The following is an 18,240-nucleotide window of genomic DNA, read 5'->3' on the forward strand; positions in this document are numbered from 1 at the left end:
GACTCGCTTGCCGAACTCGACGGTGCCATCTGGTTCATCCCCTCGCCCTCCTATCGCGGCCATGAGGCGGCGGGCGGGTGCTGAGATCGGCCAAGGGCGCGACTGTCACCGACGCGACCGGGATATAAGCTGCTCGACGGGTTCGCGGGGTCGGTGGGGCGTCAATGCCCGATACGGGGCAGGACGGCATCGTCATCCAAGGTCGCGAACGCCAACTTCGTCTACAGCGCTTGATACATGACGAAGGCGTCAACATAGCCATGGGTCGGGTGCCTGAACGCGCCGGGCAATGTGCCCACGACTTCAAAACCCATTTTCTGCCATAGCGAAATGGCGCGCTGGTTGGTGCTCGCCACGAAGTTGAACTGCATTGCCAGGTACCCGTGGGCGCGGGCGGTTACCAATGAGTGCTCGCACATACCGCGTGCGACGCCCCTACCCGTCGCATCAGGCGCTGTGACGTATCCACAGTTGCAAACATGCCGACCACCGCCAGCCTGATTGGGGCGCATGTAATAGGTGCCGAGGATGGCGCCCGCTTGCTCGGCAACGAAGACTTCCTTGTCTGCTCCCATCCAGTAGGCGAGAGCCTCTTCCCGGCTCAGGTTACGGTGAAGCGTATAGGTTTCTCCCGCTCGGATCACGGGCTCGATGATCGACCAGACGGCGGGAGCGTCAGCAGATGAGGCGGGGCGAATATCCATGGCGGCATGATTAACGTTTGCGGCAGGTCCTGAAAAGCGAGCTATAGCCTTTTTATCCATGGTTGACTGGGAAATGGCGGCCCCGCCTTCCGCGTTCGGCTTCTCGACGGTCGGATCACCGTCCATCCGCAATCAAAAGGGCTAACCTGACCTATACTCCAGAATTTTCTGCTGACGAGCCTAGGAATCCGGCCAGAAGGGCGGCTGAGGCGGACCTATCATTGCTCATAACGGAAACAGATCCCCGCCAAGAAAAGGACGAAGCGCATGGCCACTTTCCGCCCGAAATACATCACCTTCGACTGCCACGGCACGCTGATCAACTTTCAGATGGCGGAGGCGGCACGCGATCTTTACGGCGACCGCATGAGCGAACAGAAAATGCTGCAATTCATCGCAGACTTCTCTGCGTACCGGCTCGATGAAGTGATGGCCGACTGGAAGCCCTATGCGGAGGTGGTCCATAACGCACTAGCGAGGACCTGCAAACGCAACGGCATCCACTTCAGGGACGAAGACGCCCAGATGGTATACGAACGCGTTCCCACCTGGGGGCCGCATCCGGACGTTCCGGCTGGTCTTGCCAAGGTCGCCAAGGAGATTCCGCTGGTCATCCTGTCAAATGCAATGAACTCGCAGATCATGTCGAACGTCGAGAAGCTCGGCGCGCCTTTCCACGCCGTTTACACCGCCGAAGAGGCTCAGGCCTACAAGCCGCACTTCCGGGCCTTCGAATATATGCTCGACATGCTTGGCTGCGGTCCGGAGGACATACTGCATTGCTCCTCCTCGTTCCGCTACGATCTGATGTCCGCACATGACCTCGGGATCAAGAACAAGGTTTGGGTCAATCGCGGTCACGAGCCGGCCAATCCCTATTACGGCTATACCGAGATCGCCGGCATCTCGGAATTGCCTGGCGTTGTCGGGCTCTGAGAATCCGCCGGCATCTTGCTGATGGTAGCAATGATCGGGGAGCGCTGGACCCTTGATCAAACCGTGACCGATGCAATCACCGCCGCCCGCGTTCAGCTTGAGACTTCCCGCGATCTCGTCGATGCTAAGGCCTCGGTCCGGGGCATGCAGACGGCCACGGGCGACATGCGCCTTGCGCAGTCAACCGTAGAAATGGAAGCAGCGCGCGCCTCGCTGGAAGCGCGAAAGAAGTCGGCTCTCAAATATCTCGAACTTGCGCTTTCATCACAGGTGGTGAAGGACAACAAGCAGCGCATCGCCACCATTCAGAAGCTTGTCGGCGAATACTACCAGAGTGCCGTCACGCTGGAACAATCGCTTCTGGCCAAGTCGCACGATCAAACCGCCGCCCTGGTGAAACAGATGCAAAAGCTCGCGGACGACATGGCGCCGCTGATCGATGACGGCGTCGAGGTTTCCAAGTCGATTGCAGGAAAGGCGGTCCAGGCGCGGCAAACGACACAGCAAATCGCAGCTGTCGTCAATAACAGCGTGGCAGCAGCGATGGTGCTTCTCTTGCTCGGATCGGCAATGTTCGGAGCCCGGGCCATGGCGAGGCCGATTGGCCGTATCACCGCCAGCATGAGCGTTCTTGCCTCCGGCGATCTCGACGCAGAGGTACCCTTTGGGGAGCGGCGGGACGAGATCGGCGAGATGGCCCGGGCTGTCGGGGTGTGCAGGTGCGCGAGCTTAACGCGCAGGAGGCGGCGCTGCAGGCGAAAAGCGCCGACCTGCAGTCGAGCATCGGCGAGGTGGTGGCGGCGGCCGTGGCCGGCGACTTCACTCGGCGCATCAGCAAGGACTACGACAACGCCGATCTCAACCGCTTCGCCACCCGGGTCAACGAACTGGTGACGTCGGTCGATCGCGGCGTCGCCGAAACCGGCCGGGTCATCTCGGCGCTGGCGGAAGGCGATCTCACCCAGACCATGCGCGGCGAGTTCCAGGGCGCCTTCGGCGACCTGCAGCAGAACGTCAACCAGACGCTGGCCAATCTCAGCTCGGTGCTCGGCGAGGTGCGTTCGGCGATCGACACGATCAACGGCGGCGCCGGCGAAATGCGCACCGCTTCGGGCGACCTGTCGAAGCGGAGCACCGAACAGTCGAGCGCCGTCGTCCGGCAGGCGGTGACGGCGATGGGGCGGATCGAGGAGGCCTCCGGCGAGATCGGCCAGATCATCAACGTCATCGACGAGATCGCCTTCCAGACCAACCTCCTGGCGCTCAATGCCGGGGTTGAAGCAGCGCGTGCGGGAGACGCCGGCAAGGGCTTTGCCGTCGTCGCGCAGGAAGTGCGAGAGCTCGCCCAGCGCTCGGCCAATGCCGCCAAGGACATCAAGGCGCTGATCTCGCGCTCGGGCGAGGAGGTCAGTTCCGGCGTGAAGCTGGTGACGGCGACCGGCGAGGCGCTGGCGCTGATCGAGGGGCATGTGGTCAAGATCAACGAGCACGTGCATTCGATCGCCACCGCGGCGCGGGAGCAGTCGACCGGGCTTTCCGAGGTCTCGATCGCGGTCAACCAGATGGACCAGGTGACGCAGCAAAACGCCGCGATGGTCGAGGAATCGACGGCGGCGACCAGCCGGCTGGCCGACGAGGCAGCGAACCTGGCGCGGCTGATCGCCCGCTTCAAGCTCGAGGGCGGCATGGCCCCGCGTGCGGCCGCGCCGGACAGCCGTCCGGTCGCCTCGCCGGCCGCGCAAGCACGGCAGCCGCTGCTGAGGATGGGGAAGGTCTTGATCGAAGCCCGAAGTTGGGTGGAAGCGCGTAATGAAAAAGCAATAAACGCTACCTTGCCCGGCTCGCGCCGTTAGCCGCTACCATGATGAAAAACGGCGCGTTTGAGCAGAATGGTGCGATTTGCCAGTGGTCGGCGAGACGGGCGGTCTCCAGGTATTGCTGGATGCTACTGCTCGATTAGCGCTTTCGCCTGGTTCTTTATGGAAGTGATCGTCAGGAGCTGATGCATCAAGCCTGGAACGGTTGCAGGGAAGCGGCCCTCCAGGGCGGCGGTGCCGACCGTGAAGCCGGCGGCCCGGCCGCTGACGACAGCATGGATGCGTTCGACGCGGTCGATCGAGCCTGCGACGATAACGGGTTTCGCGACGGCGTCGCAGACGGCCCGGATGAGGTCTGCGACATCGACATCGGCGCGATAGGCAAGGAGATCGAGGCCGTGGACGCCCTCGCGGGCCGCAAGGTCTTTTGCGCTTGCAACGATCTCCGTCGTGGAACCCTCAAGAACGCTGGGATGACCCGCAATGCGGCCGGGGAAGGGGTAGTAGCGGATACCGCTTCCCTTGAGGAGGGGAAGGACGTCATCGGCATGGGTGCCGCCAAGCAGATAGTCGACGCCGAGCGTGAGGGCGGCGCGCACCGAGGCGATTTCGCTGGCGCGGTCGAGTGAAACCACTTCGAGATAGCTCTTCGCGCCCGCGGCCCGGATTTCCCGGTTGAGCCCTGAAAGCACCTCGAAGGGCAGGCCGATATCCTTGAAGCCGATATGCCGGACACCCGCAGAAAGCACCAAGGGAAGCTGCGCCAGGGCATCCGGGATCGTCCGGTCGTTGCGGGTCAGCATGAAGATGAAATCGATGGGGGGCATGTCATTCTCCTAGTCGCACGGTGACTTCGCCAGTCGGCGGGCGTAGTCGATTGCTGTTTCGAGACTCCTCGGATCGGCAATGCCACGGCCGGCGATATCGAAGGCGGTGCCGTGGTCGGGGCTTGTGCGCACGAAGGGCAGGCCGAGCGTGATGTTCACGCCCTTTTCCAGACCGAGATATTTGACCGGGATAAGCCCCTGGTCGTGATACTGCGCGACGACCACGTCAAAGCGGCCGTTTCGCGCCTGCATGAAAACCGTATCGCCTGGCCAGGGGCCGCTGGCGTCTATGCCCTCCGCACGGGCTGCCGCGATGGCGGGCGCGATGATGCGGATTTCCTCATCTCCGAAGAGACCACCTTCGCCGGCATGCGGATTGAGCCCCGCAACGGCGATGCGGGGGCGGGCGATTCCCAACGCACGACCCCCCTGGTGGGCAAGGCGTATCGCGGACATCTGTGCCGGAAAATCCGCCTGGCGGATCGCCTCTGCCAGCGAACAGTGAATCGTGACCAACACGGAGCGAATATCGTCATTGGCGAGCATCATCGCCACGCGCCCGGCGCCACCTTTTTCCGCGAGGATTTCCGTATGGCCGGGGTAGGGAAGCCCTGCAGCGGCGAGCGCCTCCTTGTGGATCGGCGCCGTCACGATGCCGGCGACTTTGCCGGTTCTGGCGAGATCGATCGCCGCAACGACGGCATCGTAGGCCATGCGGCCGCTGGTGGCGCTCACCTTGCCGAGTGCTGGTGGGGTTTCGACGCGGGACGCGGCGAGCATATTCAGGGCGCCATCCGGCTTCGCGTCGGCGATGTCATGGATCTCGTTCAGTTGCAGACCGCCGCCGAGGCTAGCGATGGCCTTCGTCATCACGGCCGGATCGCCGATGACGACACTGCGACGGAGGTCGGTGCGGGCAAGCATCGTCTTTGCCACGATCTCCGGCCCGATGCCGGATGGATCGCCCATGGTGACGGCGAGCGGCAGGGAGGTGTTCATGCGAGCTCCTTTCCAATTCGGCGAATGATGTCGGCGGCATTGCGCAGCGTCATGGCGGAACCGAAGCCGCCTGCCTTCATGGCGAGCAGCACCATTCGTCCATCGGCAAGACGCGCGCAGCCGAGAGGAAAGCCGGGCTCGAGTTCGCGGATCAAATCGAAGGCGTGAATGGAGAGTCGTTCCAAAAGGGCGTGCATCGTTTCGCCGCCCGTTGCGACGACGGCGTCGTATCGATGCCGCAACAAAGCGATCTCGGCCTCGTCCACCAGGGTGGCGAGAGCCTTCGCCGGGTCGCTGGTTCGGATATGCGGTGTACGGATACAGACGACAGAAGCTGCCTCGTCGATATCCGTCGCACTCATTGCGACTGAAGCACCTGTCGCGGCCAATGCGTCGCACTGCGAATGGCTGACAGGGTTCGCGCTGCCGACAAGCACGAGAACACGGCGCGGCGTGGCTTCGGGCGTGAAGGTGTGCTGGCCTGTGCGCCGCTCGACCACCGTGGCCAGCGCCTCGGCCATGCCTGGCGAGCCGACCCACAGCACCGGGCCGTGCTTCTGGATCTCCGCAACCCGACGATTCAGCATGACCTGGTCGCATGCATCGATGATGACCACCGGAGCGTGGCCAATGGCATTGCCGATATCCCCGTCCTCGGTGCAGGTGGAAACTCTAGCGATCCGGCCGAGGCCGGGCTCGATCAACTCTTCGATGCGCGACGTGCGGGCGGGATGGACAGGGTCGCGGCTGTACGCGGTTTGGGCAACCGGCTCGCCGTGCAACAATTGAATGCCGTCGATCGTCGTGCGCCCGGCAGCGGGAAAAGCAGGCGCGATGACCAAACGTGGCCGGCCGCTGGCCACAAATGCGGCGGCAATTTCCACACGGATATGGCCACGCAGGGTGGAGTCAATCGTCTTATAGAGGAATGTCCTGTCTGCAAGCGTGGTTACCGCCTGGCGCGTCACATGCGCTGCATCGGTTTCATCTAGCGCGCGGCTGCCGGTGTCGATGGAGACGAGACTGGCATGGGTATTGTCCGATCCCATCCTGCAGATGCGAGGGACATAGCCGCGTTTCAGGAAAGCGATTGCGCCGTCCGCCGCACTTGTCAGGTCGTCTGCGACGACGCCAATGTGTTTGATTTGGTCAATGGTTTCTGCCATGACCTCAAGCTATTCTTTAAATCTCGGGACGAAAATCGATATGATTTCACGGGTATTGGTGATACATTATCACCAATGAAGCGTTCGGACCTTCCTTCCCTCGATGATCTGCGTGCCTTTGAGGTCGTTGCCCGCCTGGGTTCCGTGCGTTCGGCCGCATCTGAGTTAAACTTGACGCATGGGGCCGTCAGCCGGCGCGTTTCGAAACTCTCCGAACACCTCCAAATCCGGTTGCTAGAACCGGAAGGGCGCGGCCTAAGGCTGACGGGAGAGGGCACGCGGCTCGCTCAGGCGACGACGAACGCGCTGTCGCTTGTTGCATCGGCTTTGGAGGATATTCGCAAAGTCGACGTGTCACCGCCGATTGTCGTTTCCTGCGAACGGTCCATCGCCATGCGCTGGCTGATCCCGCGGCTCTCGGAATTCCAGGATCGCCATCCCCAGATCGACCTTCACCTCTCCGTTGGTGGTGGGAACTTCGATTTTGCGCGCGACCGTATCACGCTCGCGATCCGCAGGCTCGATTTCGCGATCGATGCGAACTGGCAGGTCGAACGGTTGATCGAAGAGGAAGTCGGTCCCGTCATGCATCCCGCCATGGCGGATCGGTTTGCGGCCGGTGGTTATGTTGCGCTTGCTGCAAAGACCCGGCCGGATGCCTGGCAGAAGTGGTCCGCCGCCCATCCGGACGCGCCGAAGCCGCGCTCGACGCGCTTTCTTGACCATCATTTCCTGATGGTGGAGGCCGCAGCCGGAGGTCTGGGCGTAGCTATGTGCCCAAAGATCATTGCCATCGACGATATCCGCAAAGGCCGCCTCGTCGCGCCACTAGGCTTTCAGCCTGATGGCTCACATTACGGCATCATTCGTTCGGCGCTGGCGAAGAAGACGGCTGGGATCGATCAATTTGTGTCTTGGCTTCTCGCCACCATTCAAGAAGATTTCTATGCTGCGCCTTGAGTCAACACACCGTCGCGGTGCCCAACCTGACTTAAAACCGGTCAAGCATTGGAAGTGCAACAACACGCTTCAATACCAGACCGATATGAGGTGCTCAGGTATTGGGGCCAAGTATATTTGCTCTGGCTTCGACGATGTGGTCGTACATGTTTCGCTCGGCCTCTCTGCTGTCGCGATCTTTGATGGCGTCAAGAGTGGCCTGATGCTTGGCGATATAGGCCTTCATGCGCTCAGGGGTTAGGGACTGCTCCTTCATTTTCCCCCAGAGGTTTCCCGCCCGCACTGTGTGAATACCTTCATAGAGCGAGGCGAGGAGACCATTGCGGGCCGCTCCGACGATGATGCGGTGAAAGACAGCGTCCCATTTCTCGAATTCGACCAGGGTTTCCGCCGCGCTGCCCCGATCGATCGATTTCTGCATTTCATCGATCTCCTGCCTGGTTGCCCGTAACGCCGCCAAGGCGGCGATCTTGGGCTCCATGATCAGCCGAGCCTCGAAAACTTCGGCCGGATAGGTGCGCAACGCGTCTCCGGTGCTGCCTGGCGGGCGACGCAGCGCCGTCGAGTTAACCCCGCTGCCAGCGATGAATGTCCCCCTGCCCACGTGCCTGATGAGCCGACCCTCCTTCTCGAGAGAAGCGAGCATCCGTCGAAGTGCGGTGCGGGGCAGCCCGAGTTTGAGCGCCAAGTCGCGCTCTGGCGGTAACCGATCTCCGGGCTCCAGACCTTCCGCCTCGATGAAATCCTTCAACACTACGCTCATGAGCCCTCGCTAATTATTTTCTGCAACCAAATTGATCTATATTGACACCAATTGCAAGACCAATCTTATATTGATTGCGCGTCAAGCCCTGATTGGTAGCGAATGGCGCTGAGAACCGGGGCATGCATGCTGCGCACTGCCTGCAGAACGATTGTGATGGCAGCACGTATTGAGCAGCGAGTAAAATCGCAAAGTAACGGCTCCGTTGAAAAGGGAGGAATCTCGATGGCCGCTAGAACAGAGGCTGTTTCTGGAGACGACGCAGCGCTTTCGGTGCGTGGCCTGACAGTCGACTTGCCGAAAGGCATGGAACGGACCCATGCCGTCGAGAACATCTCGTTTGATCTCAAGCGGGGTCAGATCCTGTGCATTATCGGCGAGTCCGGCTCAGGCAAGTCGGTAACGGCCAACACAATCATGGGGCTCTTGCCGAAGCTGATCCCCGTCTCGTCCGGCGCCATTCATGTCGATGGTTCGGCCATCATCGGCGCACCGGCGAAAAAACTGCGAGGACTGCGCGGCCGCGTCGTATCGATGATTTTCCAGGATCCGCTCTCGGCGCTCAACCCCCTGATGACCGTCGGCGAGCAGATTACCGAAGTCCTGACGGCACATGGCGTCGGCACGAAGGCGTCGCGGCGCAAGCGCGCCATCGAGCTGCTGACGGAAGTCGGTCTGCCCGATCCGGAGCTCATGTATTACCAGTATCCGTTCCGGCTTTCGGGCGGGCAGCGTCAGCGGGTCATGATCGCCATGGCGTTGGCGCTTGAACCCACGGTCCTGATCGCCGACGAACCTACCACGGCCCTCGACGTCACCACGCAGGCGCAGATCCTGAAACTGATTCGTGACATTCAGCGCCGCAAGGGCATGAGCGTGATGTTCATCACCCACGACTTCGGTGTTGTGGCTGAGATCGCCGACAGTGTCGTGGTGATGGAAAAGGGCCGCGTTGTCGAGCAAGGCAGCGCCGAGCAGGTTCTGAAATCCCCCACCCACCCCTATACCCAGCGCCTGATTGCCGCCGTCCCGCACCTTACGGGCAAGGATCGAGCAGTTCGGGAGAAGGCGAGCAACGAGACAATCCTGAAGATTGAAGGATTGTCCAAGACTTATCGCAGCGGGAGTGCCCTGTTCGGCAGCCAACGCATCGTGCCTGCGGTGAAGGACGTATCATTCGATCTGACTGCGGGACGCACGCTAGGCGTTGTCGGCGAAAGCGGTTCCGGCAAGTCATCGCTCGGAAGGCTTTTGATCAAGCTGCAGGACAGTGATGGCGGTCGGATTCTCTTCGAAGGCCGAGACATCGCAAAGCTTTCGGAATCGGAGTTCCGTCCGCTGCGGCCGCGGATTCAAATGATCTTCCAGGATCCCTTCGCGTCGCTCAACCCGCGTTCGACCATTGGACAAATTCTTACCGTCGGTCCCGTCGCGCACGGCATGCCTTATGCTCAGGCGCGTGAGGAGGCGCGAGCGTTGCTGGCCCATGTCGGTCTCGATGCCGGCGCCTTCGGCCGCTATCCGCACGAGTTTTCCGGGGGGCAACGCCAGCGCATCGGCATCGCCCGGGCTTTGATGTTCAAGCCCAAGCTGCTGATTGCCGACGAGGCGGTCTCTGCGCTCGACGTGTCCATCCAGGCGCAGATCCTCAAGCTGCTCGACCAGATCCAGCGGGAAACCGGCGTTTCAATGATCTTCATCACCCACGATCTGCGCGTCGCCAGCCAGATCTGCGACGAAATCGCCGTGATGCAGAAGGGGCAGATCGTCGAGCGCGGCCCGCCATCTCAAATCTTTCTGGACCCGCGATCGGCCTACACGCGCGAGCTGGTGGCCGCGATTCCCGGGGAGCGACCGAGGGACACTCGACCGATTGCCGTTAACTCTTGAGAGCTACGGCGGAAATACCACTAGGGAGGAAATATCATGACGAAAGATTCTACAACGAAATCGGGCTATTCACGGCGCGACGCGTTACGCTTAATGGCAGCGGGCGGCGTTGCGTGCTTTGCCGCACCAAACCTGCTCGGCAAGCCTGCCTTTGCCGATACCGCTAACCCGACCGGCCGCGTCGTCGTCGGGCTTTCGCAAGAACCCACCGTCTTCAATCCGCTGATGGCACATATCGAGGTAGACGACGCTGTCCATTTCTCCCTGTTCGACGCCCTCTTCCGCATCGATCCGAAGGGTGTTCTTCAGCCCAATCTTGCAGCCGAAGTGCCAACACAGCAGAACGGCGGCATTTCAGAGGACGGTCTGAAGTGGCGCGTCCGCTTGCGTGACGACGTTCGCTGGCACGACGGCGAGCCCTTCACGGCAGAGGATGTGAAGTTCACACTCGAGCTCATCACCAACCCGAACTTCCGCGCCTGGCGCACGGGTGGGCATTCCCTGGTGCGGGATATCACGGTGGTTTCGCCGACTGAGATCACCTGGCGCATGGAGAAGGCTTTCGCCCCCTACCTGTCGTTTCTCGCCGAAACCTTCATGGTGCCCAAGCACATTCTCGAGAAAGAGGCAGATCCCAACGCCGGGGCTTTCAGCCAGGCGCCTGTCGGCACCGGTGCATTCAAATGGGCGAAACGGGTTGCTGGCGACCATCTCGAACTCGTTGCGAACCCTCAATATTTCGGGGATGGTCCCTACGTCGAGCGGATCGTCTTCAAATACATTCCTGACATGACTGTGCTCTACACCCAATTCAAGAGCGGCGACATTGACCTTACAGACCAGGCATACATTACCGCCGACCACTACGAAGAAGCCAGGACATTGCCGGACCGTGTGGTGACCCTGGTATCTGGTGCATCAGTCGAGTCGATCTATCTCAATCTCGAGAAGCCGCAATTCAAGGACCCGGCTGTCCGCAAGGCGCTCTATGCCGCGATGGACAGAAAAGCCATTATCGACGCGATCTACTACGGCGTCGGTACGCTCACAGAAACGTTCGTGCCGAAGCAGTCCTACTACTACAATCCAAACCTGCCGGCGCAGGAGTATAACCTCGACCTGGCGCGCAAGATCCTCGACGAGGCGGGCTGGGTACCGGGATCGGATGGGATCCGTGCGAAGGATGGAGTGCGGCTGTCTTTCGCCAACTCTACGACAGCGGGCAACAATCTGCGGGAACAGGTGCAACAGTTCCTGCAGCAAACCTTTGCAGACATTGGCGTCGAGATGACCATCTCGAATCTGCCGGCGGCAGTCATGTTTGGCGAATTTTGGCTCAAGTCGCAGTTCGACTCGGCGATCGCCGGCGTCACCCATCTCATCGCGGCGGATCCGGACGCCACCAACCGCCTTCACACCAGCGCAATTGCTGCTAAGGGCGGAAAGGGCTCTAACGTCGGCCAGTATTCCAATCCGGAAGTTGATGCGCTGCTCGAAAAAGGTACCCAAACCTTCGATCCCGAGGCACGCCGCGAAATCTACCACCGTGTGCAGGAGATCGTCCGCCAAGACCTGCCGTTCCTGCCGCTGTTTGCCGCAACCTATGTGGTCGGGCGCAAGGAAGGTCTCGAGGGCTTCGAGTCTAACACCAACACCCGCACGGCATCCTGGCATGCCGCAGCCTGGCGTTGGCAAAGCTGACATACGCTGCCGCCGTCGCGAGTTGCGGCGGCGGCCTATCCATTGATGCTGTCATGAAGGAGGAGAGCCAATGCGCGGCTTCCTGCTCAATCGCCTTTCACAAAGCCTCGTCCTGCTCCTGATCGTTTCGGTCATCGGGTTCGTCGTCCTGAACCTCATTCCGGGTGGCCCGTTGGCGCAATTCGGACTTGATCCCAGCATGACCCAGGATGATCTCAATCGTCTGAAGGAGCAGCTGGGGCTCAACCGCCCCCTGTGGATGCAATATCTCGACTGGGCCTGGCGCCTCGTACAGGGCGACTGGGGTCACTCCTTCCGCGACGGCGCGCCGGTCCTGGACGTGATTGGCCGTCACCTCGTTGCAACGCTGTTGTTGATGGGTTCATCCACCGTCATCGCGATCGCCATCGGCACATGGATCGGCATTCGTGGCGCCACGCACCGATATTCGGTCTTCGACTATCTGGCGACAGTCGGTGCCATGGTGGCGTTGTCGATCCCGACCTTCTGGTTTGGGCTTGTCGGCATCTACGTGTTCTCCCTCCGGTTGGGCTGGCTGCCGGCTGGCAATATGTACACGATAGGCGACGGCTCGGCCCTGAATTACCTCCATCACCTGATCATGCCGAGTATTGTGCTGGCGCTGGTCCATGTCGCCATCTGGAGCCGCTACATGCGCACGGCGACGCTTGACGTCATCAGCCAGGAATTCGTCAAGACAGCCCGCGCCAAGGGGCTGAGTGAGCGTCGGATCCTGATGAAGCATGTCGTGGGCAATGCGCTCCTGCCAATGATCACGCTTGCGGGAATGCAGCTTCCCAGCGTTCTGACGGGTGCTCTGGTCACCGAGACTGTGTTTACCTGGCCGGGAATGGGCCGGCTCTTCCTCGACAGCCTCGGCTACAGCGACTACCCGGTGGTGATGGGATTGCTCATGTTCTCGGCAATACTCGTCGTGCTTTGCAACCTGATCGCCGACATCGTCGTCGCCATCATCGATCCCCGTATCCGTTTGAGCTAATCGCCTCATGGACGCTCAACAGGAGGCCACCATTATGACCGCCATTGTCGCAAACTCACGCCAGGAGCGTTGGTGGAACAGCCGAACTGCACACCGCTTCATGAACCACCATCTGGCTCTGCTCGGGATGGTGATGATCGCCGTCCTGACGCTCGCGTGCGTCCTGGGCCCGTACCTGCTGCCCTATGATTCACTCTATATCGATCTGCGCGCCCGCTTTGCTCCGCCGTTCACCGGCCACCATTATCTGGGCACCGATCCGCTAGGACGGGACTTGGCGGCACGGCTCTTCATGGCAGGGCGGATTTCCCTGCTGGTCGGCTTCTCCGCGATGCTGTTGTCGACGCTGATCGGAACCCTCGTCGGCGTGCTCGCGGGCTACCGGGGCGGCTGGATCGGCACGACGCTGATGCGCACGGTGGATGGGTTCCTGTCGTTTCCGTCGATCTTCCTGGTGCTGGCGCTTGCCGCGGCGCTGAAGCCCAGCCCCATGATGATTACCGTTGTCATCGCTGCCACCAGCTGGATGGAGGTTGCCCGGATCGTCGAGGCCGAGGTCCGCTCCCTTCGCGAGCGGGAATTCGTCCAGGCCGGTCGCATGCTGGGGTTGAGCGGAACGCATATCATGTTCCGCGAGATCCTTCCCAATGCCGTCGGTCCGATCATCGTCGCGGCCACCCTGACCGTCGCCCGCGCCATCCTCATGGAGGCCTATATCAGCTTCCTCGGCTATGGAATTCAGCCACCGCTACCCAGTTGGGGCAATATGCTGAACGGTGCGCAGCAATATCTGGGGAGCGCGCCGTGGCTGGCGATCATTCCTGGTGCGGCCATTACCATCGCTGTAACCAGCTTCAACTTCATCGGCGACGGGCTTCGAGACGCGTTCGATGTCCGCGGTGATCACACCTGACGGCAATGGCGTCCGGCCGGTCGCGGCAGCTTTAGGGGAAGGCCCGCTCGTGGATGGGTTCAAAAAGGGCGAACCGTAGCTGCTGCACTTGATCAAAGCGTATCATGGTCGAACGCCGCCTCCCGTCTTTGTCAGCAATCTCAGAAGCTCCTTGGCCGAACGCAATGAGAAGTTAGTTCAATGGAAGAATCCAGAATCGCAGACAAGAACACGCCCTACTGGTGGGAAGAGGCACCCGTCAAACCGCTGCCGCGGCAGCCGCTCGCCAAGAAGGTCGACGTGGCGATCATAGGCGCCGGATACACCGGGCTGTCGGCGGGTCTCGTTCTGGCGCGCGAGGGCCGTTCGGTCGCAGCCTTTGACGCAATGAATCCGGGCGAGGGGGCCTCGACGCGCAACGGCGGAATCACCAGCGGAAGCATTCGGCCGGATTACGCCACGATTACCCGGCGCTTCGGCGAAGAGAAGGCGAATGCAATCGAGGCGGAGGGCAAGATCGCCCGCGAGTTCCTTTATGACTTCATCAGGACCGAAGGGCTCGATTGCGACTTTCAGCTGGTTGGCCAGTTCAAGGGCGTAATCGGATATGACGATTACGAGAAGACGGCCCGGAGCGCCGAAGTGCTGGCGAAGAGACTGGGGATCGAGGCCTATGCAGTGCCGTATGCCGAACAGCGTAACTACATCGGCACGGATTTCTACCGCGGCGGCATGGCGCGGATGGATATCGGTGGGCTGCACCCGGCCAAGTTCCACGCCGAGCTCCTGCGGGTCGCTCTCGCTTCGGGACTGACGGTCCATTCGGAGACCCACGTTAACTCTATAGAGAAAGACGGCTCCGGGTTCCGGGTCGTGACTTCGGCCGGAACGGTTCAGGCGCGGCAGTCCTTGTCTGCACGAACGGTTATACTGACGGCGCGGTTCCCTTCTTGCGCCGCCGGCTGGTCCCGGTTCGCAGCCGGATCATCGTCACCGAGGAGCTCGCGCCGGACGTGATGGCGCGGCTGATGCCGAAGCGGATGATGATGATTGAGGGGCGGCAACTGGGCTTCTATTACCGCCCGACGCCCGACGGCAAACGCATTCTGTTGGGCGGGCGCGACAGCTCTCGCGTAGGCGATCCCGCCGCGCCGAAGCTGTTTCTGCGCCGGGGACTGGTGAACCTTTTTCCGGAACTGGAGAACGTTCGCCTGTCGCACACCTGGTTTGGTAATGTGGCGATGCACCGCGACATGCTGCCCCGCATCTTCGAGAAGGACGGCGTCGTATATGCAACCGGCTTCTGCGGTTCGGGCGTAGTCTGGGCGCCATGGATCGGAACGCGGGCGGCTCACAAGCTGCTGGGACATGGCGAGCAGGCGCGCACAGCCTTCGACTTCCGGCCGCCTGCGTTCATCCCCCTTTACCGTGGCAATCCTTGGTTCATGCCGGCCATCATCCAGGGCTATCGGATGCAGGACCGCATCGCCCTGTACCGCGCCCGCCGATAGAGCTTAACCGTTGAGGAATTCAGCGCTCCTGCGGGGGGCGAGAATCTCAAGCATTATTGCAGAGGAATACAGATCATGCCGGTCGAGGTTCAGAAAGTCCGAGACAGCGCCTCTTTTCCAACCCAGGTGGATGTCGTCGTCATCGGGGCAGGGATCGTCGGTACATGCACGGCCTATGAACTCTCCCGCCAAGGGGTCTCCGTGGCTCTGCTCGAAAAGGGCATCGTCGGCGGCGAGCAGTCAAGCCGCAACTGGGGTTGGGTCCGTCAGCAGAACCGCGATCTCCATGAGCTTGCCCTTGCCATGTACAGTCTGCGGCGCTGGGAGGAATTGGGCACCGAGATCGGCCGCGATCTCGGGTTCCGGCGAAGCGGGATACTGTACTGCTCCAAGAACGAGGCGGATGTCGCCCGCTGGGAAAAGTGGGGCCTGGCCGCACGCGTCCAGGGATTTCACAGCGAGATACTCACGGCTTCCGAGGCGAACGAGCGGGCCTCGGGCGGCACGTCCTCCTGGGTCGGCGGCGTCTGGTCTCCGACCGACGGGAGGGCGGAACCGAGCCTTGCCGTGCCTGCCATCGCCGAGGCGGCGAAGGAAAAGGGCGTGTCGGTCCACCAGAACTGCGCCGTTCGAGGCCTCGACATTACCAAGGGCCGGGTAACAGGGGTGTGGACGGAGCGGGGAATTGTAAAGGCGAGCACTGTTGTTTGCGCCGGCGGGGCATGGGCTTCCCGCTTTTCTCATCGCTACGGCATCGAACTTCCAGTCGCCAACATCGCCGGGACGGCGATCAAGACGACCCCGGCGCCCGAAATCGTTCAAGCAGGCTGCCTATCGGCTTCGAACGTCGTGTTGCGGCGTCGGATTGACGGCTCCTACACCATTGCCGTACCCGGACATGGTACGCTCGACATCACGCCGCGGGGAATGCGATATGCGTTCAAATTCTACGAGATGTATCGCAGCAAGATCGGCAAGAAGCTCAAATACCGCCTCAACAGCAGCTTCTGGAATGGTCCCGATGCCTTCGGCAACTGGGAGAACGACGAGATCTCGCCGTTTGAAAAGAGCCGCATTCTGGATCCGGCGCCCGACGCGGAACTCGTCAAGCTCGCAGTGAAGAACCTTGAGAGCGAATACCCTGCGCTTAAAGGGATCGGGGTCGAGCGCGCCTGGGGCGGGCTCATCGATACCTCTCCGGACCTCGTGCCGGTTATCTCGCGAGTGGAGGAACTTCCCGGCTACGTAATCGCAGCAGGCTTCAGCGGACACGGTTTCGCGATCGGACCGGGGGCTGGCCGGCTGGTGAGCGAGATCGTCTTGAATAAGGAACCACTGACCGACATCTCGCCTTACAGGCTGAGCCGGTTCAACGATGGCTCGGCGATCCGAAGACCGGAAATGATGTAGCCGTTAGATCGGCTGCCGTTTGGAACCCAAGGGATTATTGTCACCGAGCCTCGTCCACTGACGAGACTCCCACCGCTCATGCAAAGGTCGTGGCAACAACCGGGTGGGCGCACATGAAACTGGACAGAATTGACATCAAGATCCTCTCCGAGCTCCAGAAGAACGGACGTATGACTTATGTCGAACTCGCTGAGCTAGTTAACCTATCCGCAACCCCTTGTCTCGTGCGAGTGAAGAAGCTGCAGGCAGAAGGCTATATCGGCGGCTATTCTGCGATGATCAACATGGGAAAGCTTGGCCAGGTTCTGACTGTATTTACAGAGATGACTCTGAGGAACCATCGCCAGGCCGACATCGCCCGCTTCATGTCCGCCATCCAAAATATAGAGCAGGTTATCGAATGCCACGTCGTCTCGGGCGACTACGACTATCTCGTCAAGTTCGTGGCGAGCAGCATAGGAGAATACCAGTCGCTGATGGAGCGGCTGATAGAAATGGACATCGGAATCGAGAAATACTTCAGTTTCGTCGTGCTCAAATCGCCGATCACGAAGTACCACATCCCCCTGACGAATCTGTTCGACATTTAGTGAGCCGTGGGTCGACTGGACAGCTCCCTTGATGGAGAGTGGTCTATCAAGCATTTGTCGATAACACCTCGCAAGGCGCAGCCGCAGTACCAAGCCAGCAGACCTGCTTACGCTGAACGAAACAGACTCAGAAGGCAGTAAGGTCGATTGGCAATGCAAAGCCGACCTTCACTCTGTCCATTATCACCATTGTCTTAAATCCCTTGATATCCGGATTCTCATAGAAGAACTTTCGCGTAAACACCTCATAGTCCTCCATGCTCCGTGCTGTCACGATCAAGACAAAGTCCGACTCGCCGGTAATATAATAACCGTTCATCACCTCAGCTGTTTGGCGGATGGATTGCTTGAAGCGGTCCACTATGTCGGCGCGTTCCCGCTCCAAGGACACAAGCACCAGCATGGCGATCGGCCGGCCGATCATCTTCGGCTTCACAATCGAGACATCCGCCTCGATTACCCCCTGCTCCCTCAGGCGTCTTACACGTCTCTGCACGGCCGTCGGCGACAGCCCCACCAGTTCACCGAGCACCTCGTAGTTGTGCCGGTTGTTTGTCTGCAAAACACTCAGGAGCCGAGCGTCTAGCCTGTCGAGTTCCACCATACACTCCCTATGCAGTTTATCTTCGCTAGAGCGCCACAAAAGCAGGATTCCTGCGAGCGGGGACCTCAGTCCGTTAAAATCGATCGCTCGGATGCACATAAGCTCTCGTTCATTGGACACGCCAATCCGAGAGAAAATATGCTGAATAATGGGCCATCGGCGCTGGATGCGCTGAAAATAATGAGCAATCCGACGCTTTTCCGCACCCGGACTTTTGTCGCGGGTAGATGGGGTGGGTCGGGTGCCACCGCGGTCGTGCCCGCAAGCGAGCGGAAAATCGCCGATGTCGACGACTGCGACCTTACCCTCTTTAGCGAGGCGATCGAGCGCGGCCGGATACGCGGTGTCTCTGTACAGCAGCACTAAACGCGCAATGCGCCTCTCTTCGGCGAGGTCAGAGTCAACGCGGCGACGCGTGCACCAATCCCCTTTGGCTTTTTTTAAGCAAT

14 protein-coding genes and 2 pseudogenes are annotated in these 18,240 nt (G+C 60.7%); 10 read left to right on the forward strand and 6 right to left on the reverse strand.

Going from position 1 to position 18,240, the window contains the following annotated elements; translation table 11 throughout:
* Positions 1 to 221: 221 nt before the first annotated feature.
* Positions 222 to 704, reverse strand: a complete 483-nt coding sequence (locus tag N181_RS06720; protein WP_037400006.1) for a GNAT family N-acetyltransferase — start codon at positions 702 to 704, stop codon at positions 222 to 224.
* 267 nt (positions 705 to 971) lie between these two features.
* Here N181_RS06720 and N181_RS06725 point away from each other — a divergent pair, with 267 nt between their 5' ends.
* Together N181_RS06725 and N181_RS06730 are read left to right on the forward strand one after the other, a co-directional pair.
* Positions 972 to 1,640, forward strand: coding sequence for a haloacid dehalogenase type II (locus N181_RS06725; protein ID WP_037399982.1), 669 nt, complete (start codon positions 972 to 974; stop codon positions 1,638 to 1,640).
* 30 nt (positions 1,641 to 1,670) lie between these two features.
* Positions 1,671 to 3,493 (forward strand): annotated as a pseudogene (locus N181_RS06730) (methyl-accepting chemotaxis protein).
* A gap of 92 nt (positions 3,494 to 3,585) precedes the next feature.
* Here N181_RS06730 and N181_RS06735 read toward each other — a convergent pair.
* Genes N181_RS06735 through N181_RS06745 form a run of 3 tightly spaced genes read right to left on the reverse strand, consistent with a single transcriptional unit; the run spans position 3,586 to position 6,449 of the window.
* Complete coding sequence (locus tag N181_RS06735; protein WP_037399978.1) at positions 3,586 to 4,284, reverse strand: beta/alpha barrel domain-containing protein; 699 nt, start codon at positions 4,282 to 4,284, stop codon at positions 3,586 to 3,588.
* 9 nt (positions 4,285 to 4,293) lie between these two features.
* Positions 4,294 to 5,283 (reverse strand): 4-hydroxythreonine-4-phosphate dehydrogenase PdxA, encoded by a 990-nt coding sequence (pdxA, locus tag N181_RS06740; protein ID WP_037399975.1) that lies wholly within the window; start codon positions 5,281 to 5,283, stop codon positions 4,294 to 4,296.
* A complete protein-coding gene (locus N181_RS06745; RefSeq protein ID WP_037399973.1) occupies positions 5,280 to 6,449 on the reverse strand; it encodes a four-carbon acid sugar kinase family protein in 1,170 nt (389 codons plus the stop codon). The genes pdxA and N181_RS06745 overlap by 4 nt, the downstream gene beginning before the upstream one ends.
* Before the next feature lie 75 nt (positions 6,450 to 6,524).
* On the opposite strand from N181_RS06745, the gene N181_RS06750 reads away from it, so the two are divergent.
* On the forward strand, positions 6,525 to 7,409 hold the full coding sequence (locus N181_RS06750) for a LysR substrate-binding domain-containing protein (RefSeq protein WP_037399969.1): 885 nt from the start codon (positions 6,525 to 6,527) through the stop codon (positions 7,407 to 7,409).
* A gap of 94 nt (positions 7,410 to 7,503) precedes the next feature.
* Here the strand turns inward: N181_RS06750 and N181_RS06755 are convergent, their stop codons facing one another.
* A complete protein-coding gene (locus tag N181_RS06755) occupies positions 7,504 to 8,172 on the reverse strand; it encodes a FadR/GntR family transcriptional regulator (protein WP_014332686.1) in 669 nt (222 codons plus the stop codon).
* A 225-nt stretch (positions 8,173 to 8,397) separates the two neighbouring features.
* Between N181_RS06755 and N181_RS06760 the strand changes: the two genes are divergently transcribed.
* The 7 genes and pseudogenes from N181_RS06760 (at position 8,398) to N181_RS06790 (ending at position 17,187) form a co-directional block, all read left to right on the forward strand.
* Positions 8,398 to 10,062, forward strand: coding sequence for an ABC transporter ATP-binding protein (locus N181_RS06760; RefSeq protein ID WP_037399966.1), 1,665 nt, complete (start codon positions 8,398 to 8,400; stop codon positions 10,060 to 10,062).
* Positions 10,063 to 10,098: 36 nt separating this feature from the next.
* Positions 10,099 to 11,763, forward strand: coding sequence for a peptide ABC transporter substrate-binding protein (locus N181_RS06765; RefSeq protein WP_037399962.1), 1,665 nt, complete (start codon positions 10,099 to 10,101; stop codon positions 11,761 to 11,763).
* A 70-nt stretch (positions 11,764 to 11,833) separates the two neighbouring features.
* Positions 11,834 to 12,784, forward strand: coding sequence for an ABC transporter permease (locus N181_RS06770; RefSeq protein WP_014332683.1), 951 nt, complete (start codon positions 11,834 to 11,836; stop codon positions 12,782 to 12,784).
* A gap of 34 nt (positions 12,785 to 12,818) precedes the next feature.
* Entirely contained in the window at positions 12,819 to 13,697 is an 879-nt protein-coding gene (locus tag N181_RS06775) for an ABC transporter permease (protein ID WP_014332682.1), read from the forward strand.
* Between the two features lie 180 nt (positions 13,698 to 13,877).
* A pseudogene (locus N181_RS06780) lies at positions 13,878 to 15,187 on the forward strand (NAD(P)/FAD-dependent oxidoreductase).
* Between the two features lie 75 nt (positions 15,188 to 15,262).
* Entirely contained in the window at positions 15,263 to 16,597 is a 1,335-nt protein-coding gene (locus N181_RS06785; protein WP_037399949.1) for an NAD(P)/FAD-dependent oxidoreductase, read from the forward strand.
* 113 nt (positions 16,598 to 16,710) lie between these two features.
* Positions 16,711 to 17,187, forward strand: a complete 477-nt coding sequence (locus N181_RS06790) for an Lrp/AsnC family transcriptional regulator (RefSeq protein ID WP_037399932.1) — start codon at positions 16,711 to 16,713, stop codon at positions 17,185 to 17,187.
* Between the two features lie 127 nt (positions 17,188 to 17,314).
* Here N181_RS06790 and N181_RS06795 read toward each other — a convergent pair whose 3' ends face one another.
* Entirely contained in the window at positions 17,315 to 17,788 is a 474-nt protein-coding gene (locus tag N181_RS06795) for an Lrp/AsnC family transcriptional regulator (RefSeq protein ID WP_037399940.1), read from the reverse strand.
* Positions 17,789 to 18,240 lie beyond the last annotated feature (452 nt).

This window comes from Sinorhizobium fredii USDA 205, assembly GCF_001461695.1.
Taxonomy (GTDB): Bacteria; Pseudomonadota; Alphaproteobacteria; order Rhizobiales; family Rhizobiaceae; genus Sinorhizobium; species Sinorhizobium fredii.